Consider the following 24,135-nt stretch of genomic DNA (forward strand, 5'->3'; position numbering starts at 1 on the left):
GTCAGCCGCTGCCGAGGCGGTCGGCCTGGCGGGCCGCCGCCGCCAGCAGGGCGTCCAGCAGCCCCGGGAAGAGGGCGTCCAGGTCGTCCCTGCGCAGGCCGTTCATCTTGGCCGTGCCCCGGTAGGTCTGCCGGATCACCCCGCTCTCCCGCAGCACCCGGAAGTGGTGCGTGGTCGTGGACTTCGTCACCGGCAGGACGAAGTGGGAGCAGGAGAGGAGCGCGTCGCCGTCCGCGGCGAGTTCCCGCACGATCCGCAGCCGCATCGGATCGGAGAGCGCGTGCAGCACTCCTTCCAGCCGGATGTCGTCGCGTGCCGGGTGGGGCAGGTCGCGGGTGCCGGCGGCGGGGGCGGCGGGGGTCACGGCGGCTCCAGTTGGTCCGGGAGGGGCCCGCTGTCCGGCAGGGGCTCCGACTGAGGCTTCATTGTACGAGAGGCATCGTAGTTTGACACCCGCCGTACTACGAGGGTTATCGTACGACCGTTCCTTCCGTCCCGACCAAGGGAGCAGCCCGCCATGAGCACCCTCTTCCAGCCCCTCCAGCTGCGCGACACCACGATTCCCAACCGGGCCTGGATGTCGCCGATGTGCCAGTACTCCGCCGCGCCGGAGGGTCCCATGGCGGGCGTCCCGGGCGACTGGCACTTCGCGCACTACGGCGCCCGCGCGGTCGGCGGCACCGGGCTGATCGTCGTCGAGGCCACCGGCGTGTCGCCCGAGGGCCGGATCTCCCCGCAGGACCTGGGCCTGTGGAACGACACCCAGACCGAGGCCTTCCGGCGGATCACGGACTTCCTGCGCTCACAGGGGACGGTGCCGGCGATCCAGCTGGCCCACGCGGGCCGCAAGGCCTCGACCGCGCAGCCCTGGAAGGGCGGGGCACCCGTCGGCCCGGACGCGCACGGCTGGCAGCCGGTGGCGCCGAGCGCGCTGGCCTTCGACGACCGCCACCCGGTGCCGACCGAGCTGACCTCCGCGCAGATCCAGGAGATCGTCGGGCAGTTCGCGGACGCGGCTCGCCGGGCCCTCGCCGCCGGTTTCGAGATCGTCGAGATCCACGGCGCCCACGGATACCTGATCCACGAGTTCCTGTCGCCGCACTCCAACCACCGCATCGACGCCTACGGCGGCTCGTACGAGAACCGCACCCGCTTCGCCCTCGAGGTCGTCGACGCCGTACGAGCGGTGTGGCCGGACGACAAGCCGCTGTTCTTCCGGATCTCGGCGACCGACTGGCTGGAGGAGGGCGGCTGGACGCCCGAGGACACCGTCCGCTTCGCCCGCGACCTCCAGGCCCACGGCATCGACCTCCTCGACGTCTCCACGGGCGGCAACGCCCCGCGCGTGAGGATCCCCACCGGCCCTGGGTACCAGGTGCCGTTCGCCGAGCGCGTCAAGACCGGGACCACGCTGCCGGTCGCCGCCGTCGGCCTGATCACCGACGCCGAGCAGGCCGAGAAGGTCCTGGCCAACGGCGAGGCCGACGCGGTGCTGCTGGGCCGCGAGCTGCTGCGCGAGCCCTCGTGGGCGCAGCAGGCGGCGCGGGAGCTGGGCGACGCGGTCCGGATGCCGGACCAGTACGGGTGGGCCGTGTGAGGCGGAAACAACGCGCGAAGCGTTGACCAGAAAGCGCTTACCCTCTACGGTCCGTTCATCAGCATGACCGCTGCGGACGCGGTGGTCGGCAAGGCCCCACGCCTGCCCCACCGCGTCCACGCGGCATCGAGCAGCACCACGCACAGCGTTCACGTACATGTTCCGTTCCACCCCCACTCCCTGACGGAAGGGACCCGAACATGACTGCTGCGACACACCCCCACGGGCGGCGGCGCGCCGCGACCGGCGCACTGGCCGCGCTCGGACTCTCGATTGGCATGCTCATGACTACCGGAGCCTCGTCGGCGCAGGCCGCCACCTGGCCGACACCCAACGGCAGCGAGGGCGTCTCCGCCACCATCCCGGTCTCCGGCACCAAGGACTACGGGATGAAGCGCCTCTACGGCACCGGCGACCTCGGCTCCGGCGGCCAGGACGAGGACCAGGGGCCGATCCTGGAACTGGCTCCCGGCGCCGTCCTCAAGAACGTGATCATCGGCGCCCCGGCCGCCGACGGCATCCACTGCAAGGGCAGTTGCACCCTGCAGAACGTCTGGTGGGAGGACGTCGGCGAGGACGCGGCGACCTTCCGCGGCTCCTCGTCGTCGAACGTCTACACGGTCACCGGCGGCGGCGCGAAGGAGGCCAGTGACAAGGTCTTCCAGTTCAACGGCGCCGGGACGCTCAACGTGTCGGACTTCGCCGTGAAGAACTTCGGCACCTTCGTCCGCTCCTGCGGCAACTGCTCGACGCAGTACAAGCGGACCATCAACCTCGACTCGATCGAGGTGAGCTGGAAGGGCAGCCGGATCGCCGGCATCAACACCAACTACGGCGACAGCGCCACGCTGCGCGACATCACCGTCGTCGGGGACGACGACCGGAAGATCGTCCCGTGCCAGAAGTACATAGGCAACGACGACGGCGACGAGCCGGACTCGAACGGCTCGGGCCCCGACGGCACCCACTGCAAGTACGGGTCGTCGGACATCACCTACCAGTGATGCGCATGTGGACCTGTCCGGTCTGCTCCCGCTGGTACCGCGCGTAGGCCTCCCGCAGGGCCCCTCCCGGCCAGTCGGACGGGAGGAGTTCGGGGGGTAGCACCGGGTCGGCGAGCAGATGGCGCACAACGGCCGCGAAGGCGGTGAGCCGGTCGGCCGGCCTCCGGGCCCGGCCGACCCGGTCGAGCAGCGCCCCGGCCGTGGCGGACCAGGCGTCCAGCGGCCACAGGTCCGCCGCCAGGTCGCGGGCCGGACGGGCGGGGCGCGAGGCGTGGCGCTCGGCCACCCGGTCCAGTTCGGCGGGCAGCGGCCGGCACAGATTGGCGGGGCGCAGCCACACGCCCTCCCGGAGCTCGGCCAGGCGCAGGGCGGTCAGCCGGGCCCGCAGGTCGGCGCGTTCGGCCGCGCCGCGTCCCGTCGCGGTGACCACGACCATCTCCCAGTCGCCCTCCCACGCGCGCGTGTGCGGGCGTACGGCCTCGTCCTGCCGCCGCTGGCGTTCCAGCAGCCGCTCACTGAGGCGGTAGCCGGTGTCCGTGCGCCGCAGGTCACCGGCGGCGGCCATCCGGCTGAGCGCGGCACGCGCGGTGGACCCGCCGACGCCGAAGCCCTCCACCAGCCGCACCAGGTCCCGGGCCGGCAGCTCGGGCGGATGCGCCCCGAGGAGCAGGCTCAGGACGACCGACCGCGCGGACAGCGGCCGCAGTGCGGGTCCGTCAGCGGACACGGGCTCGTTCATGTGCGTCGGCACGCGTCGCACGCTTCCCTGAGCACGTACCGGTCGTCCCTCCACATGAGCACGTACTCTACGTGCGTTCACGGTGTTGCACTGTTGCTGCGATCGCAGCGAGAGTGCAACACTCGGAGGCATGACGACACTCGCGCAGGACCCGTACGGGGAGTCAGCGGGCCACCCTGAGGGGTACGCCACGCACAACGTCACCAACCAGCCCCCTCCCCTGGCCCCCTATGACGCCTGCGAGGACACGGCCCTGCTGGAGGGGCTGCGGCGGGAGGGCGCCGGGTGGGCCGAGGAGGAGCTGCGGCGGCTCGGCCTGCGGGCCGGGAGCACCCAGGCGCAGGAGTGGGGCGACCTGGCCAACCGGCACGAACCCGTGCTGCGCACCCACGACCGGTACGGCAACCGGATCGACGAGGTCGAGTACCACCCGAGCTGGCACCACCTGATGCGGGTGGCCGTCGGCGAGGGGCTGGCCGGCTCCGCCTGGGCGGACGACCGGCCGGGCGCACACGTCGCCCGGACCGCCGGCGGACTGGTCTGGGGGCACACCGAGGCGGGGCACGGGTGCCCCACGTCGATGACGTACGCCGCCGTGCCCGCGCTGCGCGCCGAGCCGGAGCTGGCGAAGGTCTACGAGCCGCTGCTGACCAGCCGGGAGTACGAGCCGGAGCTGCGCACGCCGACCGGGAAGCGCGGCCTGCTGGCCGGCATGGGGATGACGGAGAAGCAGGGCGGCTCCGACGTCCGCACCAACACCACGGCGGCCACCCCGACCGCCGAGTCCGGCATCTACACGCTGCGCGGGCACAAGTGGTTCACGTCGGCGCCCATGAGCGACGTGTTCCTGGTGCTGGCCCAGGCCCCCGGCGGCCTGTCGTGCTTCCTGGTGCCGCGTGTGCTGCCGGACGGCACCCGCAACACCTTCCGCGTGCAGCGGCTGAAGGACAAGCTCGGCAACCGGTCCAACGCCTCCTCGGAGCCCGAGTTCGACGGGACGGTGGCCTGGCTGGTCGGGCCGGAGGGGCAGGGCGTCAAGACGATCATCGAGATGGTCAACTGCACCCGGCTGGACTGCGTCATGGCGTCGGCGACGCTGATGCGCAAGACGCTCGTCGAGGCCGGACATCACGTACGGCACCGCAGCGCCTTCGGTGCCCGGCTGGTCGACCAGCCGCTGATGCGCAACGTGCTGGCCGACCTGGCGCTGGAGTCGGAGGCGGCGACGACGCTCACGCTGCGGCTGGCGGGCGCCGCGGACCGGGCGGTGCGCGGCGACGCGGGTGAGGCGGCGTTCCGGCGGATCGCCACCGCCGTCGGCAAGTACTGGGTGACCAAGCGGGGACCGGCGTTCACCGCGGAGGCCCTGGAGTGCCTGGGCGGCAACGGCTACGTGGAGGAGTCGGGCATGCCCCGCCACTACCGCGAGGCGCCGCTGCTGTCGATCTGGGAGGGCTCGGGGAACGTCAACGCCCTCGACGTGCTGCGGGCGCTCGGCCGCTCCCCCGCCACCGCGCACGCCCTCTTCGACGAACTCGCCCTCGCCCGCGGGGCCGACGCCCGGCTGGACGCGGCCGTGGCCCGGCTGGAGGCGGGGCTGGCCGAGGCGTCCGAGACGGGTGCCCGCCGCCTGGTGGAGCTGATGGCCCTCACCCTCCAGGCCTCCCTCCTGGTCCGGCACGCCCCGCCCGCCGTCGCCGACGCGTTCTGCGCGAGCCGGCTCGGCGGCGACTGGGGGCACGCCTTCGGCACGCTGCCGTCCGGGGCCGACCTCGGCGGCATCCTGGCGCGGGCGCTGCCGGGAGGGGACTGACGGCCCGCACCGCGCACCCTCCGCGGACCTCGGCATCACCGCGCTGACCTGCGGCGGCACCCTTTCCAGAGGTGACTGTCAGTGCCGGGGTGCAGACTGGCCCGTGTCCGAGACGAAGGCGTCGACGAGGACGCCGCGGAGGTGATCGGCATGACCGAGGTACTGCTCGCCGTGGGCACCCGCAAGGGCCTGTTCATCGGGCGCCGGCGGGGTGGCACCTGGGAGTTCGACGAGAGTCCCTACTTCAACGCGCAGGCCGTCTACTCGGTCGCCCTCGACACCCGCGGCGAGAGCCCGCGGCTGCTGGCCGGCGGCGACAGCGCGCACTGGGGTCCGTCGGTGTTCCACTCCGACGACCTGGGGCGGACCTGGACGGAGCCGGCGCAGCCGGCCGTCAAGTTCCCCAAGGAGACCGGTGCTTCGCTGGAGCGGGTGTGGCAGCTGCACCCGGCCGCCGCCGAACCGGACGTGGTCTACGCGGGCACGGAACCGGCCGCGCTGTACCGCTCGGAGGACCGGGGCGAGAGCTTCGAGCTGGTCCGGCCCCTGTGGGAGCACCCCACGCGGTCGCAGTGGGTGCCGGGTGGCGGTGGCGAGGGGCTGCACACCGTCCTCACCGACGCCCGGGACCCCGAGTCCGTCACGGTCGCCGTCTCGACCGCCGGCGTGTTCCGCACGACGGACGGCGGCGCGAGCTGGGCACCGTCGAACTCCGGTGTCTCCGCGGTCTTCCTGCCGGACCCGAACCCGGAGTTCGGCCAGTGCGTGCACAAGGTCGCGCGGGACGCGGCGGCGCCGGACCGGCTGTATCTGCAGAACCACTGGGGTGTGTACCGCAGCGACGACGCCGGCGCGCACTGGACGGACATCGGCGAGGGGCTGCCGTCCACGTTCGGTTTCGCCGTGGCGGCCCATCCGCACCGCGGCGACACGGCGTACGTGTTCCCGATCAACGCGGACGCGGACCGGGTCCCGGCGGACCGCCGCTGCCGGGTCTACCGCACGGCCGACGCGGGCAAGAGCTGGGAGCCGCTCTCGTCGGGGCTGCCGCAGGAGGACCACTACGGCACGGTGCTGCGCGACGCGCTGTCCACCGACGACGCGGAACGGGCCGGCGTCTACTTCGGCAACCGCAACGGCGAGGTGTTCGCGTCGGACGACGACGGCGACAGCTGGCGGCAGTTGGCCTCCCACCTGCCGGACGTGCTGTGCGTGCGGGCCGCGGTCGTCGGATGAACCGGACCGGAGGGACCGGCCTTGGCCACCGGTTGATCGGCGTCACCCGTACGGCAGTAGGGTGACGCCCGTGGCACCACGACCCTTGCATGAGATCGTCGAAGCCGGCTGGGCCAACGCCCTGGAACCCGTCGCCGGGCGGATCACCTCGATGGGTGAGTTCCTGCGCGCGGAGATCGCCGCCGGACGCACCTATCTCCCCGCCGGCGCGAACGTACTGCGGGCCTTTCAGCAGCCCTTCGACGACGTCCGGGTCCTGATCGTCGGTCAGGACCCCTATCCCACCCCCGGACACGCGGTGGGGCTGTCGTTCTCGGTCGCGCCCGAGGTGCGTCCGCTGCCCGGCAGCCTCGTCAACATCTACCGGGAGCTGAACACCGACCTCGGCCTCCCGCAGCCCTCCAACGGCGACCTGACCCCGTGGACCCGGCAGGGCGTGCTGCTGCTCAACAGGGCGCTCACCACGGCCCCGCGCAAGCCCGCCGCGCACCGCGGCAAGGGCTGGGAGGAGGTCACCGAGCAGGCGATACGGGCGCTGGCGGCGCGCGGCAAGCCGATGGTGTCCATCCTGTGGGGCCGCGACGCCCGCAATCTGCGCCCGCTGCTCGGCGACCTGCCCTCGGTGGAGTCCGCGCACCCGTCCCCGATGTCGGCCGACCGGGGATTCTTCGGCTCCCGTCCGTTCAGCCGGGCCAACGACCTGCTGGTCCGCCTGGGAGGTCAGCCGGTCGACTGGCGCCTGCCGTGAGCGGCGCCGGCTTCCTCGCCGTGGACTCGGGCGGCTCGGGTCTGCGGGTCGTCCTCGGCACGGCCGGTGCCGACGGGGACGGTCCGCGAGTGCTCGGGCGGCGCGCGTCGCGGGAGCCGGTCCGCACCGGTGCCCGCGGCATCGACCCCGGGCATCTGCTGGGGCAGCTGCTGCCCATGGCGAGGGCGCTGAGCGAGGAGGCCGGGGTGGACCGGCTCGGCACCGTCGTCGTCGGGGCCGCGGGTCTGGCCACCCTCGGCGACGCGCTGCGCGCCGAGCTGCCGGGTGCGCTGGCCCGCGAGCTGGGCGTGCGGACGGTCGCGCTGGTCGCGGACGCCGTCACCGCCTACGTCGGTGCCCTCGGGCCGCGGGCCGGCGCCGTGGTGGCCGCCGGCACCGGCCTGATCGCGACCGGCACCGACCTGACCCGCTGGCGCCGCGCGGACGGCTGGGGGCACCTGCTGGGCGACTGCGGCGGCGGCGCCTGGATCGGCCGGGCCGGCCTGGAGGCGGCGCTGCGCGCCCACGACGGGCGCGAGGGCGGCTCCGCGCCGCTGCTGGCCCGGGCCGAGGAGCGGTTCGGGCCGGTGACGGGGCTGCCCGGCCAGGTGTATCCGCGTACCGACCGTCCCGCCGTCCTCGCCTCCTTCGCGCCGGAGGTGGCCGCGTGCGCGGCCGGCGACCCCGTCGCCGCGGGCGTCCTACGGGCCGCCGCCCGGCACATGGCCGACTCGGCCGCAGCCGTGTGCCCACCCGGGGGCGAGCCCCGGGTCGCCGTCACCGGTGGGCTGCTGAAGCTGGGCGACCCCCTTGTCGTACCGCTGGAGGAGGAGCTGGCGAAACGGCTGCCGCACGCGCGGCGGACGGCGGCCGAAGGTGATCCGCTGCACGGCTCGGTGCGGATCGCGAACGACCTCGCGACCGGCTCGTTCACCCTTCCGAGTGACGAAAGAATGCTGTGGGTGACGACTGACCCGGACGGCTGAGAATCGGTGCTCCGGCGAGGTGAATCGTGCCGATGTCGGCCGATCCGTACATCACTCTTCAGACAAAACCGGACGGATACCGCTCACCTGCACCCTCCCCGAACAGGGAAACCCAGGAAACCAGTAACATGCGGCGCCATGAGCTCCCCCACTGGGCCCGCGTCCGGCCTGCCAGTACGAATGCCGCGCCCCCGCCAGCCCGGACGGCACCGCCGTCCCGAACCTCTGGTGGCTCCCGAGGGCGCGCCGGCGCTCGTCCTCGCGGTTCCGGGGACGCCCAGTAGCGCCACCCGGGGCCTCGCCGACGAGGTCATCAGCATCGCCCGTTCCGAACTTCCCGGCCTCGACGCCCGGATCGGCTGGCTCGACGGGGACGACGAGGAGTTCCTCACCCTGACGGCCGTCCTCGCGCGGGCCGCCGAGGAGCGCGCCGCCCGCTACGAGCAGGCGGTCGCCGCGGGCCTGGAGGTGAAGGAGCCCGAGGGCCCCGTCGCCGTCGTCGTGCCGCTGCTCGCCGGTCCGGACGGCGCGCTGCTGCGCCGCATCCGCCAGGCCGTGATGGACAGCAAGATCGCGGCCGAGCTGACCGATGTGCTCGGCCCGCACCCGCTGCTGGCCGAGGCGCTGCACGTGCGGCTCTCCGAGGCGGGTCTGGCGCGTGCCGACCGCGCCCGTCTGTTCACCGTGGCGACGGCCGCGGACGGCATCATCCTCGCCTCCGTGGGCGGTGACGAGGCCGTGCAGGCGGCCGGGATCACCGGCATGCTGCTCGCCGCGCGCCTCGCCGTGCCGGTGATGGCGGCGGCCCTGGACGAAGAGGGCTCGATCGCGTCCGTGGCCGAGCAGCTGCGCTCCTCGGGCTCCCAGCAGCTGGCGCTCGCTCCGTACCTGATCGGCCCGGAGATCGAGGCGTCCCTGCTGGAGGAGGCGGCCAAGGAGGCGGGCTGCTCCACCGCCGAGCCGCTGGGCCCCTACCCGGCGATCGGCAAGCTGACGCTGGCCAAGTACACGACGGCGCTCGGCATCTCGCCGCAGCAGCCGCAGGGCACGCCGGTGCGCTGACGCGCGCACGGCGCGCGAGACACCCAGGACGCACTGGAACACGCAGGGCGAAGGGCCCGCTCCGGCGACGGAGCGGGCCCTTCGCCGTCCGGCGGGCGACCGCCTCCGTGCGGCACGCGCGGGACTTGCACGGACGTCCGCAGGCAGCTCTCCGGGCCGGGCACGAGGTTGCGCACGGGCCCGGCGACCCGGCCACGAGCACACGGAACGACGAGCCGCCGCCGACCAGCCATGACGGCACCCGCCGACCAGCCGCGCCACCGACACCCGCCCCGGACCTCGCCTGCGACAAGACGCACCCGCACCCGGGCCTCCCGGCCGGAACCCGCGGAACAACGAGCCGCCGCCGACCAGCCATGACGACACCCGACGACCAGCCGCGCCACCGACACCCGCCCCGGACCTCGCCTGCGACAAGACGCACCCGCACCCGGGCCTCCCGGCCGGAACCCGCGGAACAACGAGCCGCCGCCGACCAGCCATGACGACACGGGCGACGAGCCGCGCCGTCGGCGGAGCCGACCGGCCCCCGAGAGCCGCGAGCCCCGGCAGGAAGCGTCGCCGGGCGGGCGGCACAGGTCCCTCGTACCGTCGTCGGACGGTCCGGGCCACTCACCCCGTGCCGCGCCGGCGCGCGTCAGCCGAAGACGACGCAGGACGCCGCCGGCAGCGCGAGGGAGCCGGCGCGTCGGGGCACCCCGGTCTCGGGGTCCAGGGCGAACCAGGTCACGTCGCCCGAGCGTTCGTTGGCCGCGTACAGGAAGCCGCCCGACTCGGCGATCTCCCGCGGCCAGTGCCCGCCGCAGGGCACGGTGGCGGTCAGCCGCAGTCCGTCCGGCTCCACCGCGAAGACGGACAGGACGTCCTCGCCCCGGGTCGCGGTCCACACGAAGCGGCCGTCGGGCGAGACGACGATGCCGGACGGGTAGGCGTCACCGGCCGGGGCCCCGGGCAGCACGGGCACCTCGGTGAGCGGCCGCAGTACGCCGTCGGCGGCTTCCCAGCGGCAGACGGTGACGGTGGGCGCCAGTTCGTTGACCACGTAGGCGCGGGTGCCGTCGGGGTGGAAGGCCAGGTGGCGTGGGCCGGAACCGGGACGCAGCGCGACTTCCCGGTGCACGGTGGGGGCGCCGTCCGTCAGGGTGCAGACCCGCACCGAGTCGGTGCCGAGGTCCACGCTGACGGCCCACCGCCCGCTCGGGTCGGGCCGCACCTGGTGGGCGTGGGGCCCCTGCTGGCGCTGGGCGTGCGGGCCCGAGCCGGTGTGCTTCAGGACGCCGGACGCGGCCCGGGCGAGGGTGCCGTCGGGGCGGACCGGCACCGCGGTGACGCTGCCGGATCCGTAGTTGGCGGTCAGCACGTGCCCGGCGTAGAGGCTGAGGTGGGTGGGGCCGTCGCCGCCGACGGGCACGGGGCGGCCGGCGGGTTCGGGCTTGTCCCCGGTCACGTGGAAGGCGGCCACCGCGCCCTCGGCCGTCTCGCTGACCGCGTAGAGCGTGTCGCCGTCGGGGGCGAGGGCGAGGTAGGAGGGGTCGGCCAGGCGGTCCGTGCCGCTCAGGACCGTCAGCGCACCGGTGGCGGGCGCGACGACCGCCGTGACGATGCCGGGCCCGCCGGCCGCCGTGAACGATCCGATGAACGCCCGCCGTCGCCGCATCTCGCCGTCTGTCACCAGTGGCCCCTCTCGTCTCGTCTCGCCTCGTGCCGTCCTGCCCCGTGCCGTCCGTCCGGCGCCTCGCCGGGTGCCGGACGATCGTGCCGTCTGATCGTCTGCCCCGGGGCGACGGTAGCAGTCGATCAGACGAGGTCTAGACCAAACGGGTGGTGCGGGGCGGACGGCTCAGGTCCCGGCGAGCGGCGATCCCGAGGGGGCGCGCAGGGGCGCGGCGAGTTCGGCCAGGGCGTGTTCCAGGCCGTGGAGGTGCGCAAGGGCGGGTTCCGCGGCCCGTGGTCCGTTCGCGTGGGCGGGGACGGAGCCGCCGCCGGTGAGCGCCTCGACCGCGTTCTCGACACGCCAGCAGGCGGCGGCGAGCCGTGCGTCGTGCGAGGCCTCCGGATCGGCGGCGACGGCGACCAGGCCGCGGATCTCCCGGGCGCAGTCGTCGAGCAGGGCGAGCACGCGGCGGGCGCGGCGCTTGCGGCCGCGCATCGGGTTCAGCGGGTGTACGAGGGGGGCGAGGGACAGCCGTACCCGGCCGAGCAACTGCTCCAGTTCGGCCACGCGCGGTGCGGGGTCGGCGCCCTCGGTCCCGGCGAGCCGGGCGGCGGCCTCGGCGGTGCAGGCGTGGACGCAGCGCAGGGCGCGCTGAATCCACGCGTCCGTCACGGCGTGCGTGGTGACGGGGAGGACGAAGAGCACGGCCAGCGCGGCACCGAGCGCCCCGACGCCGGTCTCGACGAGCCGCAGGGCGAGCAGCCCGGGGCTGAGAAAGCCCAGCAGGCCGTAGAGCAGCTCGGCGAGCAGGGTGACGCAGAGCATCATCCAGGTGTAGGAGACCGCGGCGGTGTAGAAGATGCCGAAGACGCAGCCGGCGGCGAGCACGGCCGTGGGCACCGCGGACCCGGCCAGCGGGAAGGCGATCAGGAAGCCGAGACCGATGCCGACGACCGTGCCGAGGACCCGGCGGAAGCCGCGGACCAGGGTCTCGCCGCGCGAGGTGGTGTTGACGAAGACCCACCAGGTGGCGCCGACGGCCCAGTACCAGCGCTGGTCGGACACCAGCTGGCCGACGACCAGGGCGAAGCCGGCGCCCGCGGTGGCCTGGACGGCCTGGCGGGTGGTGATGCGGGCGAGCCCGGTACCGGCGGGAGGTGCGGGGGCGGCGGGCGGAGGCAGGCGGCGCTCGTAGCACCACAGGCCGAAGCGCATCGCCGCGGCGGTGGCCACGGAGAGCAGGACGGCGGCGTACATCTCGGGCAGCCGGTCCCTGGTCGCGTGCAGGAACTGCGCGATGAAGAAGGTCATGAAGGCGAACACGCCGAGGCTGTGTCCGCGCGGGCCCCAGCGCCGGGCGTACACACCGGCGCCGACGACGGCGAGGAAGGTGAGGTCCCGTGCCACGGGGTGGTCGTGCAGCGCGGCGGCGGCGGTGAGCACGGGCAGGCCGGCCACCGGCAGCAGCGCGGTGGTGACCGCCTGCCCGCGCACGCTGGCGTCGGTGACGGTGAACAGCGCGAGCAGCGCGGCGAGCCCGCCGATGACCGCGCCCACCAGGGAGGTGCCGGCCAGGCCGCAGACGACGACGGCCAGCCCGATGCCGAGGACGGCCCGCGCGGCGAACCGCAGCCTGGACCGTCCCGGGTCCGGGCTCATGAACACCCTCTTCAGCACTGATTACCGCCCCCTCGCACACTGGCCCCGAGTCACTGGCATGAAAAAGGCGCCGCGGAGTCCGCAGCGCCATCGACACTCCTATAGGAGCATCCCTTCCACCAGTGGCTCAACAGGCGTTCCCGGGAGTGGGCCATTGGTACAGTGGTTACGGCGCCCCTACGGCCACGAACGAGCCAATGGCCGACGAAGGAGGCCGCGTACGCCGTGGCCGTGGACGAGCTGGACACCCGCATCCTGCGACTGCTGCTGGAGCAGCCGCGCACCAGTGTGCGCGAGTACGCGCGCGTCCTCGGGGTCGCCCGCGGGACCCTCCAGGCCCGCCTGGACCGGCTGGAGCGCGACGGAGTGATCACCGGTACCGCACCGTCCCTCTCCCCCGCCGCCCTGGGCCACCCGGTGCTCGCGTTCGTGCACATCGAGGTCACCCAGGGGCACCTGGACGATGTGGGCGAGGCGCTGGCGGGCGTACCGGAGATCGTCGAGGCCTTCTCCACCACCGGCGGCGGGGACCTGTTGACCCGGGTCGTGGCCCGCGACAACGCGCACCTGGAGGACGTGGTCCAGAAGCTGATCAGCCTGCCCGCGGTGGTGCGCACCCGCACCGAGGTGGCCCTGCGCGAGCGCGTCCCGCATCGGCTGCTGCCCCTGGTGGAGTCGATCGGGCGTTCGGCGCGGAAGTGACCCTTGGCATCCTGGACCCCATGAGCGCTCTCGGCGGCATCTCGGTCGTCTTCGATCTCGACGGAACCCTCGTGGACAGCGAGCCGAACTACTACGAGGCGGGCCGGCGGACCCTCGCCGAGTACGGCGTCGCCGACTTCACCTGGGCGGAGCACGAGGAGTACGTGGGCATCAGCACCCAGGAGACGGTCACCGACTGGACACGGCGCTACGGCCTGCGGGCCCCGGTGGAGGAACTCCTCGCCGTCAAGAACCGCCACTATCTGGAGCTGGCCCGCACGTCCGCCCGCGCGTACCCCGAGATACGGAAGTTCGTCGAGCTGCTGGCCGGTGAGGGGGTGCCGCTGGCGGTGGCGTCGGGGTCGTCGCCCGAGGCCATCGAGGCGATCCTGGCCCGCACCGGGCTGGACGCGCGGCTGGGTACGGTCGTCTCGGCCGACGAGGTCGCGCGGGGCAAGCCGGCCCCGGACGTCTTCCTGGAGGCGGCCCGCCGGCTCGGCGCGGACCCGGCCGACTGCGTGGTCCTGGAGGACGCCGCACCCGGGGCCGCCGCCGCGCACGCGGCCGGGATGCGCTGCATCGCGATCCCGTACGTCGCCGCGCAGGCGGACGCCCCGGAGTTCGCCACCGCCGGGCTGCTGGTGCGGGGCGGCCAGGCGGAGTTCACCGCGCGGGCGGCGTACGAGTGGCTCGTACGGACGGTGCGGGCCGCCTGACCGCATCCGCCGCCCGGTACTCGCCGGTAGCGTTGACGCCCCTCAGCCTCCTGTCTATCTTCTGGGCGACCTTTCGAACATCGTTCGACATACCGAACAGTGTCGAACGATTCGTCTCGCAAGAATCGAGGAGCACATTGGCAGCGCCCCTCTCCCGACGGACCCTTCTGCTCGCCACGGCGATCGCCGCCGGCTCCCCCGCGCTCTCGCACGCGGCGACCGGCCGGCCCGGTGCCGGCTCCCAGGCACCGGCCCCGGCCGCGTCCCTCACGGGTCCCACGGCACCGGCGGCCTGGTCCGTGCGGCCGTTCGGACTCGAGGACGTGACGCTCGGCCGGGGTGTCTTCAACGACAAACGGCGGCTGATGCTGGACCACGCCCGCGGGTACGACGTGAACCGGCTGCTCCAGGTCTTCCGGGCCAACGCCGGCCTGTCCACCCTCGGTGCCGTCGCCCCCGGCGGCTGGGAGGGGCTGGACGGCGAGGCCAACGGCAACCTGCGCGGTCACTACACGGGCCACTTCCTGACCATGCTGTCCCAGGCGTACCGCAGCACCGGCGAGCAGGTCTTCGCCGAGCGGATCGCCACCATGGTCGGCGCCCTGGCCGAGGTACGCGAGGCACTGCGCGGCGACCCGGCGGTGCTGAGCACGCGGGGCCGCTTCGGCGCCGCCGCCGAGAACGTCCGGGGCTCCTACCAGTACGTCGACCTCCCCGCGGGCGTCCTCGGCGACACCCCCGCGATCACCCTGTCGGCCTGGGTGAAGCCCGCCCACGACGGCGACTGGGCCCGCGTCCTCGACTTCGGCGACGACACCCACCGCTACCTCTACCTCGTCGCCCGCAACGCGGACGGCGTGCCGCGCTTCGCCATCACGGACGGTGGCGCCGGGGGCGAGCAGGGCCTCGACGGCACGGCCGCGCTGCCCCTCGACGAGTGGAGCCACCTCGCCGTGACCCTCGCGGACGGCACCGGCACCCTCTACGTCGACGGCACCGCGGTGGCGCGGAACACCGCCATGACACTGACCCCGGCGGCCCTCGGCCCCCTCGCCCACCACTGGCTGGGCCGCTCGCACTACCCCGCCGACCCCGTCTTCGCGGGCGCCTTCGAGGAGTTCGACGTCTGGTCACGCGCCCTGAGCGCCGAGGAGATCACCGCGCTGCGGGACGTCCGCGCCGCCGACTCCCCCGCGGGCCCGGGCGACCTCGCGTCGTACGCCTTCGACGAGACCGGCGGCGGCACGTTCGCGGACCGCTCCGGCCGTGGTCTGACGGCCACCCTGCGCCGCACCTGGGGCGGGCCCAGCCACCCGGGGTTCCTCGCGGCGTACCCGGAGACGCAGTTCATCGAACTGGAGTCGATGACCGGCAGCGACTACACGAGGGTCTGGGCGCCCTACTACACGGCGCACAAGATCCTCCGGGGACTGCTGGACGCCCACCTCGCCACCGGTGACGACCGGGCGCTGGACCTCGCGTCCGGGATGTGCGACTGGATGTACTCCCGGCTGTCGGGGCTGCCGGCGGCCACGCTGCAGCGGATGTGGGGGATCTTCTCCAGCGGTGAGTTCGGCGGCATCGTCGAGGCGATCTGCGATCTGCACGCCGTCACCGGGAACCCACGGCACCTCGCGCTGGCCCGGCTCTTCGACCTCGACCGGCTGATCGACGCCTGTGCCGCGGACACCGACGTCCTCGACGGCCTCCACGCCAACCAGCACATACCGATCTTCACCGGCCTGGTGCGGCTGTACGACGAGACGGGCGAAGAGCGCTACCTCACCGCCGCGAGGAACTTCTGGGGCATGGTCGTACCGCACCGCATGTACGCCATCGGCGGCACCAGCGCCGGCGAGTTCTGGAAGGCGCGGGACGTGATCGCGGGCACCATCGGAGCCACGACCGCCGAGAGCTGCTGCGCCTACAACATGCTCAAGCTGAGCCGGACGCTGTTCTTCCACGACCAGGACCCGGCGTACATGGACTACTACGAGCGGGCGCTGTACAACCAGGTGCTCGGCTCCAAGCAGGACCGGCCCGACGCGGAGAAGCCGCTCGTCACCTACTTCGTCGGGCTGACGCCCGGTCATGTGCGCGACTACACGCCCAAGCAGGGCACGACCTGCTGCGAGGGCACCGGGATGGAGAGCGCCACCAAGTACCAGGACTCGGTGTACTTCGCGGCGGCCGACGGCAGCGCCCTGTACGTCAACCTCTACAGCCCCTCCACGCTCAGCTGGGCCGAACGGGGCGTGACCGTCACCCAGACCACGGAGTACCCCCGGGAGCAGGGCAGCACCCTCACCGTCGGCGGCGGCAGCGCCTCGTTCGCGTTGCGGCTGCGGGTGCCGTCGTGGGCCACGGCCGGATTCCGGGTCACCGTGAACGGGCGTGCCGTGCCGGGGACCTCGGTGCCGGGCAGCTACTTCACCGTGTCCCGGACCTGGCGGCGGGGCGACACCGTGCGGGTCCGGGTGCCCTTCCGGCTGCGGGTGGAGAAGGCGGTGGACGACCCGTCGTTGCAGGCCCTTTTCCTCGGCCCGGTCAACCTGGTCGCCCGCGACCCGTCCACCGGTCTCCTGGAGTGCGGCCTGTACCGCGACGCCGGTCTCTCCGGCGACCTGCTGCCCACGCTCACGCCCGTGCCGGGCAAACCGCTCCATTACACGCTGGACGGCACCGAGTGGGCGCCCTTCGCCGAGGGGACCGAGGATCCGACGCACGCGTACTTCCGGCGCTCGGAACCCCGGGTGGTGTTCGGCGGCACCGACTCGGGCGTCGCCAACCCCGCGAAGGCGGACGGCACCACGCTGCTCGACGAGGTCTGGGCCGCGGCGCCGTTCCGCGGCAAGGGCGCGCTGGTGGCCCACGTGCGGGCGACGGTGGACGCGTGGGTGCGCGGCGGGCTGCTCGGGCGGGAGGAGGGCGAGCAAGTGGTGCGTACGGCGCGGAAGGCGTCGTACGCGGACTGAACCGGGCGGACACTGCCCCGAGTTCCCCCGAGTTTTTACCCGGGGAAGTGATCGGTTCGCCGCCCGCGTCCGTATCTCCTGGTGTCCGAGCCTGTCCTCGCTCCAGGAGGCACGATGCGCATCACGCGCACCACGGCAGGGGCCGCTTTCACGGCCGGTGCCCTGGTCCTCACCCTCACCGCGCTCGCCTACCCGACCATGCTGGGGGTGCAGAACACGGGCAGCGACCAGGCCCGGATCATCACCAACACCGTGTACGGGCCGCTCACCGAGGCCGACCGGGACTTCGTGGTGAAGGTGCGGGCGGCGGGGCTGTGGGAGCACCCGCTGGGGCTGATGGCCATGGAGCGGGGGTCGACACCGGAGATGAAGGAGGCCGGCGAGCACCTGGTCGTGGGACACGCGCGGCTCGACGCGACCTGCCGCCGGATCGCGCCGGAGCTGGGCATCACCCTGCCCAACCTGGCCTCCCCGCAACAGCAGCAGTTCGTGTCGACCGTGGACGGGACCACGGGCAGACAGTTCGACACCACCGCGGTGAACATCATGCGCATCACGCACGGGCAGATCTTCCCGGCGATCGCCAACATCCGCGCCAACACCAAGAACTCCCTGGTGCGGCAACTGGCCGACCAGGCCAACGACACCGTGCTGGACCACATCACGGTGCTGGAGAAGACCGGCCTGGTCAACTTCGACCAGGTCAACTTCCAGCAGTCCGCCCCGCCGAACCTGCCCAAGGCGCAGCTCACTCCGCCGGCGCCGCAGCCGGGCGAGCCTGTGGTCTCCCTGACCGCGCCGCCCGGACTGGAGGTCAACACCTCGGCGCCCAGTCCGAGTCCGACGGTCCGGTGAGGCAGGGGCGGGCCTTCGGGAGCGTCAGCCGCGGCGAGGTCTGCCGCGCCTGGCGCCCTTGCCGCTGCCGCTCTTCCCGCCGCCCCCGCCGCCGCTTCCCGGCTTGCCGCCGGTGCCGCGTCGGGCACCTCCGGTCTGCTTCCCGGCCGCCGGTTTGCGCCGCGCGGGGGCGGCGTCCGCCCGGTCTCCCTTCCGCGGTGCCTGCGCGGGCTGCCGGCCCCGGGTGCTGTTGACGGTCCGGCCCCGGACGATGCCGATGAAGTCCTCCACCCGGTCCGTGTGCGCGTCCTCGGGCCAGGACAGCGCCACGCTCGACCCGGGGGCGTCGGTGACCGTCCGGTACGTGAGGTCCTTGCGGTGGTGCAGCCGGGCCAGCGACAGGGGGACGAGCAGTACGCCGATGCCGGCGGCGACCAGCTCGACGGCGTCCGCGGTGGTGGCCGGGCGCTCGAACGCGGGCCGGCCCGGTGGCCGCTCCCAGCCGAGGACGTCGTCCAGGGGGTGCAGCACGATCTCGTCGGCCAGGTCCTCGACGGTCACCTCGTCGGCCGCGGTGACGAGGTGGTCCTTCGGGATCACCACGACCGTGGTCTCGGTGTAGAGCGGGATCGCGCTGAGGACGGTCCGGTCGACGGGCAGCCGCACCAGCCCGGCGTCGGCGTCGCCGCCCAGCAGCACGCCGCCCGCTTCGGCGGCGGGGACCTGGGTCAGGGCCAGCGGGACGTCGGGCAGCCGCTCGTTCCAGATGCGCGCCCATTTGTCGGGCGTCACCCCCGGGACGTACGCCAGCCGGAACGAGGGGGTTTCTTCCGAGCCTGTCACCGGGCCAGGTTACCGGGCGTGGTCCAAGGCCGCTCACACGCTCGATACCCTTGACACCATGACGTCGCACCAGAACACCCAGACCATGAAGCCCGCGACCGCGGCGAAGAAGCTGGGTGTGTACCTTGAGGCCACACCCGCCGAGTTCCGGGAGGGCGTCGTCACGCGCGCCGAGCTGAACGCACTCCAGACCGACCCGCCCGCGTGGCTGCGCGACCTGCGGCGCGACGGCCCGCACCCGCGACCGGTGGTGGCGGCCAAGCTGGGCGTCTCCATCGCCGGGCTGCACCGCGGCGGGGTGACGGAGCCGCTCACCACCGAGCAGATCGAGGCGCTCAAGGAGGAGCGCCCGGAGTGGCTGGAGCGGGAGCGCGCCGTCCAGGCCGACGTGCGCAAGGAGGCGGCCCGGGTGAAGAAGCTGCACGCCGAGCGCGCGGAGCGGGCCGCGCGGGACTGACCGGCCGCCGCGCCGGATCAGCCCCGTTCGCCCCCGCTCATCCCTCGGCGCTCATCCCTCGGCCTTCTGCTCCGTCACGCTCCACGCGTACTGCAGCCAGTCCGACACCACGACGGCGCTCAGGCCGGCGGCCACCAGCCGGGCGGCCCTGGGCGCGACGGCGTAGGTGCCGACCAGCCCCCCGGCCACCCAGGTGGACGTGCAGAACGGGCAGGAGACCAGGTCGCCGACGGCACGCCGCAGACCCTTGCCGCGCGGGGCGTCCATCACCTCGCTGGCCTCGCCCTCGCGCTCGCGCCGGGTGAACGGCGCCCGCAGGAAGCTGGTGACCTTGTCCTTGGTCAGCAGCCGGGACGTCTTGAACGTCGCGGCCCCCAGCATGGCCACGTCCCAGGCGGGGACGGTGTCGGGCAGTCGCAGCCCGCGGCGCCACGCGGTCACGGCGAACACCCCGGCCCCGGCCGCGAAGGTCGTCGCGAGAGCCGCGTATCCCCCGAGCGGGGTGTCCTCCCCGCCGTCGTAGCGCTGTTCACCGTCCGTCATGGGTACCTCCTTCGGGGCCGCCCCTTCGGCCGAAGAGGTCGGCACAGTCCTCGGGCAGTTGGGCGAGGAGGTGCTCGACTCGGTCGCCGGGCACCGCTTCGCCGAGGGTGGAGAGCACGGCGCCCGCGTCCCATTCCGCGGTGCGGGGCCGGGCGCCGGTCTGCTGGGCCACGCGCCGGAGGAACTCCTCGCGGCCGAACGTCTCCGGACGCCCGCGTTCCAGGCGCAGTGCGTCGTCCAGGGGTGCGGGCAGGTCGGAGGCCAGGCTCGCGGCCTCCTCCGGCCCGATGCGGGAGGCGATCACCCACAGGACCGCCGTACTGACCTGCTCGGCTTCGTCCTCGCTGTGGTATTCGCCGCGGTCGCGGACCAGGGTCAGGAATTCGTCGAGCCGCACGGCGTCGCCTCCTCGGCCGGTTCTCGCCGTCGGCCGGGTGCCCCGCGACGGGACGGGGAAACGGGTGCGCGCTCGCGGCCGGGTTCTCCCCGCGGGGCCTTCACGGCCGGGCGCGTTCGGCGTCGGCATCGGCATCGGCATCGGCATCGGCATCGGCATCGGCATCGGCATCGGCATCGGCGAGTATCCGGGTCAGGGCGTCGTTCGTGAACAGCGCCTGTCCGGCGGCGATCCGCTGCCGCCGGGCCGGGCCGGGGGCGGTGAGCCGGCGCAGTGCGCCGAGCAGCGCGGTGTCGTCGTCGGCGACCTCCGACACGCCCAGCGCGGCCATCCGCCGGACCCCGTCCGCGCCGTGCCCGGGGATCGGACGGTGCCCGACGACCGGCAGCCCGGCGGCGAGCGCCTGCACGGCGGTCTGGCCGGCGGCGTTGTCCACCAGGGCGCGCGCCGCGCGCAGCAGGCCGGGCATGTCCGTCACCCAGCCCAGCGCGAGCACGCCGGGTGCGCCGGACAGGTCGCGGCGCAGCCGCTCGTTGTCCCCGCAGAGCACGACCGGCAGGAACCCGGTCCCCGCCAGGAGCCGGACGGTGGCGTCCAGGCGCGAACCCACTCCCCAGGCGCCCGCGGAGAGCACCACGGCGGGCCGCCCGGGCGCGAGCCGGTCGAAGCGCTCACGCCACCCGTCCGCGCCGGGAGCGTCGGCGAAGAACTCCGGAGCGACGACGGGACCGCACGTCTCCGCGAGGGTGCCGGTGCTCTCCCGCACCTCGCGCGCCGCGTCCTCCGTCAGGCACAGGCAGTGGTCGTTGCCGGGGTGGAGCCACTGCCGGTGGACCGCGAAGTCGATGACAAGGACGACGCTGGGCACGGACAGCAGCCCTCGGGCGCGGAGGTGGCCGGTGAGCTGGGCGCCGAGGTGGAAGACGGGGACGACCACCTCCGCGCCCGAGCGTTCGGCCAGCTCGCGCAGCCTCCCGGCGGCGAGCCGGGCCAGGGGCGTCCCGCCGGGGCGGCGTCCGCTGCCGGGGCGCAGGAAGAAGCGGTAGAGGGCGGCGTACGCCCAGGGGAAGTGGCGCACCGACCCGCGGTAGAAGTGCCGCAGCGCGGTGCCCAGGCCGTACGGAAGCAACGCGAGGACGTCGACGACCCAGGCGTCGCCGCCGCGCTCCCGGGCCCGGCGGACCAGTTCCGCGGCGACCGTGTCGTGCCCGGCGCCCATGCTCGCGCTGACCACCAGCACCCGTCCGCCTCTCCGCGGCGGGCGCGGGGACGCGGGCCGGCGGGGCTGTGACGAACGGTGGGCAGGCACGGCGCTCCAGTTGCCCACCCGGCATGTTCCAAACCATGACATAAGCGGGTGTTTCGGGCGCACCACCAGGGATACTCCGTGACCGCCCGACCGGCCGGACAGCCGAGCCCGACAGCTCGGCCGGCCGGGCTCAGGCGTCCGCCCCGAGCCAAGGTGGTCCTCATGGCCCATGCGTTCTCCCGCTCCCGGCCGGTTGCCGGAGAGCAGGTCGTCGCGCCCGACGCGGACCGCGCCAGGCCCCGGCGGGAGCCCGTCGGCGGGCGGGGGCCTCGGACGCGCACGGCTCTCGTGACGGGCGCGTCCTCCGGCATCGGCGCGGCCGTCGCACGCCGGCTGAGCGACGAGGGCGGCTGGCGGCTGGTGCTCAGCGGGCGTGACCCGTCGCGGCTGCGCGAGGTCGCCGAGGACGCCTCGGCGACCGCCTTCGCCGCGGATCTCACCCTGCCCGGCGCGGACCGGCAGCTCGCCGACTTCACGCTGGCCACGGTGGGGCCGGTGGACCTGCTGGTGGCCGGTGCCGGGATCGGCTGGGCCGGAGAGTTCCTGGACATGCCCGTGCACGCCATCGACGAGGTGCTCGCCGTCAACGTGCCCGCCACGCTGCGGCTGGTGCGGCTGGTGCTGCCGGGCATGGTGGCGGCGGGGTCGGGGCGGGTGGTGCTCATCGGGTCGCTGGCGGGCAGTGTGGCGGTGCGCGACGAGGCCGTGTACTCGGCCGCCAAGGCCGCGATCGGCGGCTTCGCGGACGCCCTGCGGTACGAGCTCCGGGGCACCGGTGTGGGGGTGACTCATGTGGTGCCCGGTGTGGTCGACACTCCGTTCTTCGAGCGCCGGGGCACTCCCTACCGGCGGTCCCGGCCGCGTCCGGTGCCGCCCGAACGGGTGGCGGAGGCGGTGCGGACGGCGGTGGTGCGGGGCCGGGACGAGGTGTACGTGCCCGGCTGGCTGCGGCTGCCGTGCCGGGTGCGGGGCGCGGCACCGGGGCTGTACCGGCGGCTGGCCGCACGGTTCGGATGACGTGCGGTGAGGATCGGTTCCGGATGAGCGGGAGTGCGCGGCGGTGAGTGCCCTCACCGTCGTCCTGGCCCTGTTCGCGGCGTTGTCCAACGCGGCGGCGTCGGTGCTGCAGCGCCGGGCGGCGGCACAGGACGAGGGCCGGGCGGGCGCCCGGCACACGGTGGTGCACTCGCTGCTGCGGCTGGTCCGTGACCGGTACTGGGTGGGCGGGGCGCTGCTGCTGGCGCTGACGACGGTGCTCCAGGGGGCCGCGCTGGCGGTGGGCAGTCTGGCGGTCGTGCAGCCGCTGATGGCGAGTGAGCTGCTGTTCACCCTGATGGTCGGCAGTCTGGTCTTCCACCGGCGTCCCGACCCGCGGACCTGGCTGGCGTTCGTGGCGCTGGCCGTGGGCCTCGCCCTGTTCCTGGGCGCGGCCGCGCCGTCGGCCGGCCATGACACCGCCGACTCCGGCCGGTGGGGCTGGGCGGGCCTGGCACTGTTCGTCGCGGTGACGGCCCTGGCCTCGGTCGGCAGTCTGGTGCGGGGCGCGCCCCGGGCCGCGCTGTTCGGGTCGGCGTCGGCCGTGGCGTTCGGCGGTACGGCGGCACTGCTGAAGGAGGTCACCGGGCGGCTTCCGCAAGGGGTGGGCGCGGTGCTGACCCAGTGGCCGGTGTACGCCACGGGCGTGGTCGGCGTGATCAGCTTCCTGCTGCTGCAGAGCGCCTTGCGGGCGGGGACCCTCGCGGCGTCCCAGCCGGCGCTGACCCTGGGCGACGCGCTGACCAGCGTCGCCCTGGGCTGGGCGCTGTTCGGCGAGGAGATCGCGCTCGGGGTGAGGGCGCTGCCTGAGCTGGTCGGCGTCGCGCTGATCGGCCTCGGCAGCGTGGGGCTGGCGCGGGCTCCGTCGGTGCACGGCGCCTGGGACACGGCGCCGGCGGCGCGGGACGGGCCCGGGTCGGGTCGGCGGGGGCAGGAGCGGCGGGACGCGTGAACGGGGACGTCACCGACCATCGCCGAAACCGGAGGGGACTCGGACAGGAGCAGACACATGAGTGAGGGTTTCCGTGCTGGACCGGCGGTGTGCGCCGCCGCTCCGGTCGTCGCCGCGCTGGCCCACATCGGCCCGGCCGCCACCTGGCTGCCGGGGCTGCGCCGGCGGCGGTTCCCCGGGCTGGCCGGACAGGGCTGCCCCGACCACGTGGCCCTCACCTTCGACGACGGCCCCGGACCGGTGTCCACGCCGCGTTTCCTGGACGTACTCGACGGGCTCGGAGTACGGGCGACGTTCTTCGTCCTGGGCGAGAACGTCGTACGCCACGGGGCGCAGGCCCGTGAGCTGGCCCGGCGGGGGCACGAGATCGCCGTCCACGGCTGGACGCACGACCGTCCGTGGCTGCCGTCCCCTTCGCGGGACGCGCGTGAGCTGGCGCGGGCCGTCCGTGTGGTGCGCGAGGTGACCGGGCAGGCCCCGCTCTGGTACCGCCCGCCCTACGGCATCCTCACCTCCGGCCGCTGGGCCGCGGCCCGCCGGGCCGGGCTGCGGCCGGTGCTGTGGACGGCGTGGGGGAAGGACTGGCGGCGGGACGCCACGTCCGCGTCGGTCCGGGCCACCGTGGCCGCGGACCTGCGCGGCGGCGGCACCGTCCTCCTGCACGACACCGACCACGCTTCCGCCCCCGGCAGCTGGCGGGCCGCCCTGACCGCGCTGCCCGGCATCGTGCGCGACTGCCGCGAGGCCGGGCTGGAGGTCGGGCCGCTGTTGGAGCACGGGACGGCCGGGGCGGCCGGCCCCCGGGCGGCGGGGCGGCGCGTACCGGTGACTCCGGGGGCCGCGCCGTTTCGGTCACCGGCGCCGGGATAGCCGT

23 protein-coding genes are annotated in these 24,135 nt (G+C 74.2%); 15 read left to right on the forward strand and 8 right to left on the reverse strand.

Annotated elements, in window-relative coordinates:
• Nucleotide 1: 1 nt before the first annotated feature.
• Nucleotides 2–364 (reverse strand): helix-turn-helix transcriptional regulator, encoded by a 363-nt coding sequence (locus tag KUM03_RS18460; RefSeq protein ID WP_217250193.1) that lies wholly within the window; start codon nucleotides 362–364, stop codon nucleotides 2–4.
• Between the two features lie 153 nt (nucleotides 365–517).
• Here KUM03_RS18460 and KUM03_RS18465 point away from each other — a divergent pair, with 153 nt between their 5' ends.
• Both KUM03_RS18465 and KUM03_RS18470 read left to right on the forward strand, forming a co-directional pair.
• Nucleotides 518–1,597, forward strand: a complete 1,080-nt coding sequence (locus KUM03_RS18465) for an NADH:flavin oxidoreductase/NADH oxidase (RefSeq protein WP_217250195.1) — start codon at nucleotides 518–520, stop codon at nucleotides 1,595–1,597.
• Between the two features lie 200 nt (nucleotides 1,598–1,797).
• The gene (locus KUM03_RS18470) at nucleotides 1,798–2,601 is read left to right on the forward strand and encodes a pectate lyase (RefSeq protein WP_217250197.1); all 804 of its coding nucleotides are present in this window, start codon (nucleotides 1,798–1,800) and stop codon (nucleotides 2,599–2,601) included.
• Here the strand turns inward: KUM03_RS18470 and KUM03_RS18475 are convergent.
• Nucleotides 2,588–3,340 (reverse strand): PaaX family transcriptional regulator C-terminal domain-containing protein, encoded by a 753-nt coding sequence (locus KUM03_RS18475; RefSeq protein WP_217250602.1) that lies wholly within the window; start codon nucleotides 3,338–3,340, stop codon nucleotides 2,588–2,590. The genes KUM03_RS18470 and KUM03_RS18475 overlap by 14 nt on opposite strands.
• Before the next feature lie 130 nt (nucleotides 3,341–3,470).
• Here KUM03_RS18475 and KUM03_RS18480 point away from each other — a divergent pair, with 130 nt between their 5' ends.
• The 5 genes from KUM03_RS18480 (at nucleotide 3,471) to KUM03_RS18500 (ending at nucleotide 9,185) form a co-directional block, all read left to right on the forward strand.
• Nucleotides 3,471–5,153 (forward strand): acyl-CoA dehydrogenase family protein, encoded by a 1,683-nt coding sequence (locus tag KUM03_RS18480; RefSeq protein ID WP_217250199.1) that lies wholly within the window; start codon nucleotides 3,471–3,473, stop codon nucleotides 5,151–5,153.
• 81 nt (nucleotides 5,154–5,234) lie between these two features.
• Nucleotides 5,235–6,389 (forward strand): sialidase family protein, encoded by a 1,155-nt coding sequence (locus KUM03_RS18485; RefSeq protein WP_217250201.1) that lies wholly within the window; start codon nucleotides 5,235–5,237, stop codon nucleotides 6,387–6,389.
• A gap of 70 nt (nucleotides 6,390–6,459) precedes the next feature.
• Nucleotides 6,460–7,137, forward strand: a complete 678-nt coding sequence (locus tag KUM03_RS18490) for a uracil-DNA glycosylase (protein WP_217250203.1) — start codon at nucleotides 6,460–6,462, stop codon at nucleotides 7,135–7,137.
• Nucleotides 7,134–8,123 carry a BadF/BadG/BcrA/BcrD ATPase family protein gene (locus tag KUM03_RS18495; RefSeq protein WP_217250205.1) on the forward strand — a complete coding sequence of 330 codons (990 nt, stop codon included), beginning with the start codon at nucleotides 7,134–7,136 and terminating at the stop codon, nucleotides 8,121–8,123. Before KUM03_RS18490 ends, KUM03_RS18495 begins: the two co-directional genes overlap by 4 nt.
• 138 nt (nucleotides 8,124–8,261) lie before the next feature.
• The gene (locus tag KUM03_RS18500) at nucleotides 8,262–9,185 is read left to right on the forward strand and encodes a sirohydrochlorin chelatase (RefSeq protein WP_217250207.1); all 924 of its coding nucleotides are present in this window, start codon (nucleotides 8,262–8,264) and stop codon (nucleotides 9,183–9,185) included.
• A gap of 637 nt (nucleotides 9,186–9,822) precedes the next feature.
• On the opposite strand, the gene KUM03_RS18505 is transcribed toward KUM03_RS18500, so the two are convergent.
• Entirely contained in the window at nucleotides 9,823–10,857 is a 1,035-nt protein-coding gene (locus tag KUM03_RS18505) for a lactonase family protein (RefSeq protein ID WP_217250209.1), read from the reverse strand.
• Nucleotides 10,858–11,025: 168 nt separating this feature from the next.
• Nucleotides 11,026–12,516: an FUSC family protein gene (locus KUM03_RS18510; RefSeq protein ID WP_217250212.1), complete on the reverse strand. Its 1,491-nt coding sequence runs from the start codon at nucleotides 12,514–12,516 to the stop codon at nucleotides 11,026–11,028.
• A 207-nt stretch (nucleotides 12,517–12,723) separates the two neighbouring features.
• Between KUM03_RS18510 and KUM03_RS18515 the strand changes: the two genes are divergently transcribed.
• The 4 genes from KUM03_RS18515 (at nucleotide 12,724) to KUM03_RS18530 (ending at nucleotide 17,746) form a co-directional block, all read left to right on the forward strand.
• A complete protein-coding gene (locus KUM03_RS18515) occupies nucleotides 12,724–13,200 on the forward strand; it encodes an Lrp/AsnC family transcriptional regulator (protein ID WP_217250214.1) in 477 nt (158 codons plus the stop codon).
• A gap of 20 nt (nucleotides 13,201–13,220) precedes the next feature.
• A complete protein-coding gene (locus KUM03_RS18520; protein WP_217250216.1) occupies nucleotides 13,221–13,916 on the forward strand; it encodes an HAD family phosphatase in 696 nt (231 codons plus the stop codon).
• A gap of 137 nt (nucleotides 13,917–14,053) precedes the next feature.
• Nucleotides 14,054–16,891 (forward strand): beta-L-arabinofuranosidase domain-containing protein, encoded by a 2,838-nt coding sequence (locus KUM03_RS18525; protein WP_217250218.1) that lies wholly within the window; start codon nucleotides 14,054–14,056, stop codon nucleotides 16,889–16,891.
• 114 nt (nucleotides 16,892–17,005) lie between these two features.
• Nucleotides 17,006–17,746 (forward strand): DUF4142 domain-containing protein, encoded by a 741-nt coding sequence (locus KUM03_RS18530; protein ID WP_217250220.1) that lies wholly within the window; start codon nucleotides 17,006–17,008, stop codon nucleotides 17,744–17,746.
• A 24-nt stretch (nucleotides 17,747–17,770) separates the two neighbouring features.
• Here the strand turns inward: KUM03_RS18530 and KUM03_RS18535 are convergent, their stop codons facing one another.
• On the reverse strand, nucleotides 17,771–18,568 hold the full coding sequence (locus KUM03_RS18535; RefSeq protein ID WP_217250222.1) for a LysR substrate-binding domain-containing protein: 798 nt from the start codon (nucleotides 18,566–18,568) through the stop codon (nucleotides 17,771–17,773).
• 58 nt (nucleotides 18,569–18,626) lie between these two features.
• On the opposite strand from KUM03_RS18535, the gene KUM03_RS18540 reads away from it, so the two are divergent.
• A complete protein-coding gene (locus tag KUM03_RS18540; protein WP_217250224.1) occupies nucleotides 18,627–19,025 on the forward strand; it encodes a DUF5997 family protein in 399 nt (132 codons plus the stop codon).
• 51 nt (nucleotides 19,026–19,076) lie between these two features.
• Here KUM03_RS18540 and KUM03_RS18545 read toward each other — a convergent pair whose 3' ends face one another.
• The 3 genes from KUM03_RS18545 to KUM03_RS18555 form a co-directional block, all read right to left on the reverse strand.
• Nucleotides 19,077–19,568: a DUF1360 domain-containing protein gene (locus KUM03_RS18545; RefSeq protein WP_217250226.1), complete on the reverse strand. Its 492-nt coding sequence runs from the start codon at nucleotides 19,566–19,568 to the stop codon at nucleotides 19,077–19,079.
• A complete protein-coding gene (locus KUM03_RS18550) occupies nucleotides 19,555–19,965 on the reverse strand; it encodes a DUF2267 domain-containing protein (RefSeq protein WP_217250228.1) in 411 nt (136 codons plus the stop codon). The genes KUM03_RS18545 and KUM03_RS18550 overlap by 14 nt, the downstream gene beginning before the upstream one ends.
• 100 nt (nucleotides 19,966–20,065) lie before the next feature.
• Nucleotides 20,066–21,184, reverse strand: coding sequence for a galactosyldiacylglycerol synthase (locus KUM03_RS18555; protein ID WP_217250603.1), 1,119 nt, complete (start codon nucleotides 21,182–21,184; stop codon nucleotides 20,066–20,068).
• Nucleotides 21,185–21,436: 252 nt separating this feature from the next.
• Between KUM03_RS18555 and KUM03_RS18560 the strand changes: the two genes are divergently transcribed.
• Genes KUM03_RS18560 through KUM03_RS18570 form a run of 3 tightly spaced genes read left to right on the forward strand, consistent with a single transcriptional unit; the run spans nucleotide 21,437 to nucleotide 24,131 of the window.
• Nucleotides 21,437–22,291, forward strand: a complete 855-nt coding sequence (locus KUM03_RS18560; RefSeq protein WP_217250230.1) for an SDR family oxidoreductase — start codon at nucleotides 21,437–21,439, stop codon at nucleotides 22,289–22,291.
• Between the two features lie 43 nt (nucleotides 22,292–22,334).
• The gene (locus KUM03_RS18565; RefSeq protein WP_217250232.1) at nucleotides 22,335–23,261 is read left to right on the forward strand and encodes a DMT family transporter; all 927 of its coding nucleotides are present in this window, start codon (nucleotides 22,335–22,337) and stop codon (nucleotides 23,259–23,261) included.
• Between the two features lie 57 nt (nucleotides 23,262–23,318).
• Nucleotides 23,319–24,131: a polysaccharide deacetylase family protein gene (locus KUM03_RS18570; protein WP_217250234.1), complete on the forward strand. Its 813-nt coding sequence runs from the start codon at nucleotides 23,319–23,321 to the stop codon at nucleotides 24,129–24,131.
• Nucleotides 24,132–24,135: the final 4 nt, after the last annotated feature.

The sequence above is a fragment of the Streptomyces sp. AC602_WCS936 genome (assembly GCF_019049125.1).
Classification (GTDB): domain Bacteria; phylum Actinomycetota; class Actinomycetes; order Streptomycetales; family Streptomycetaceae; genus Streptomyces.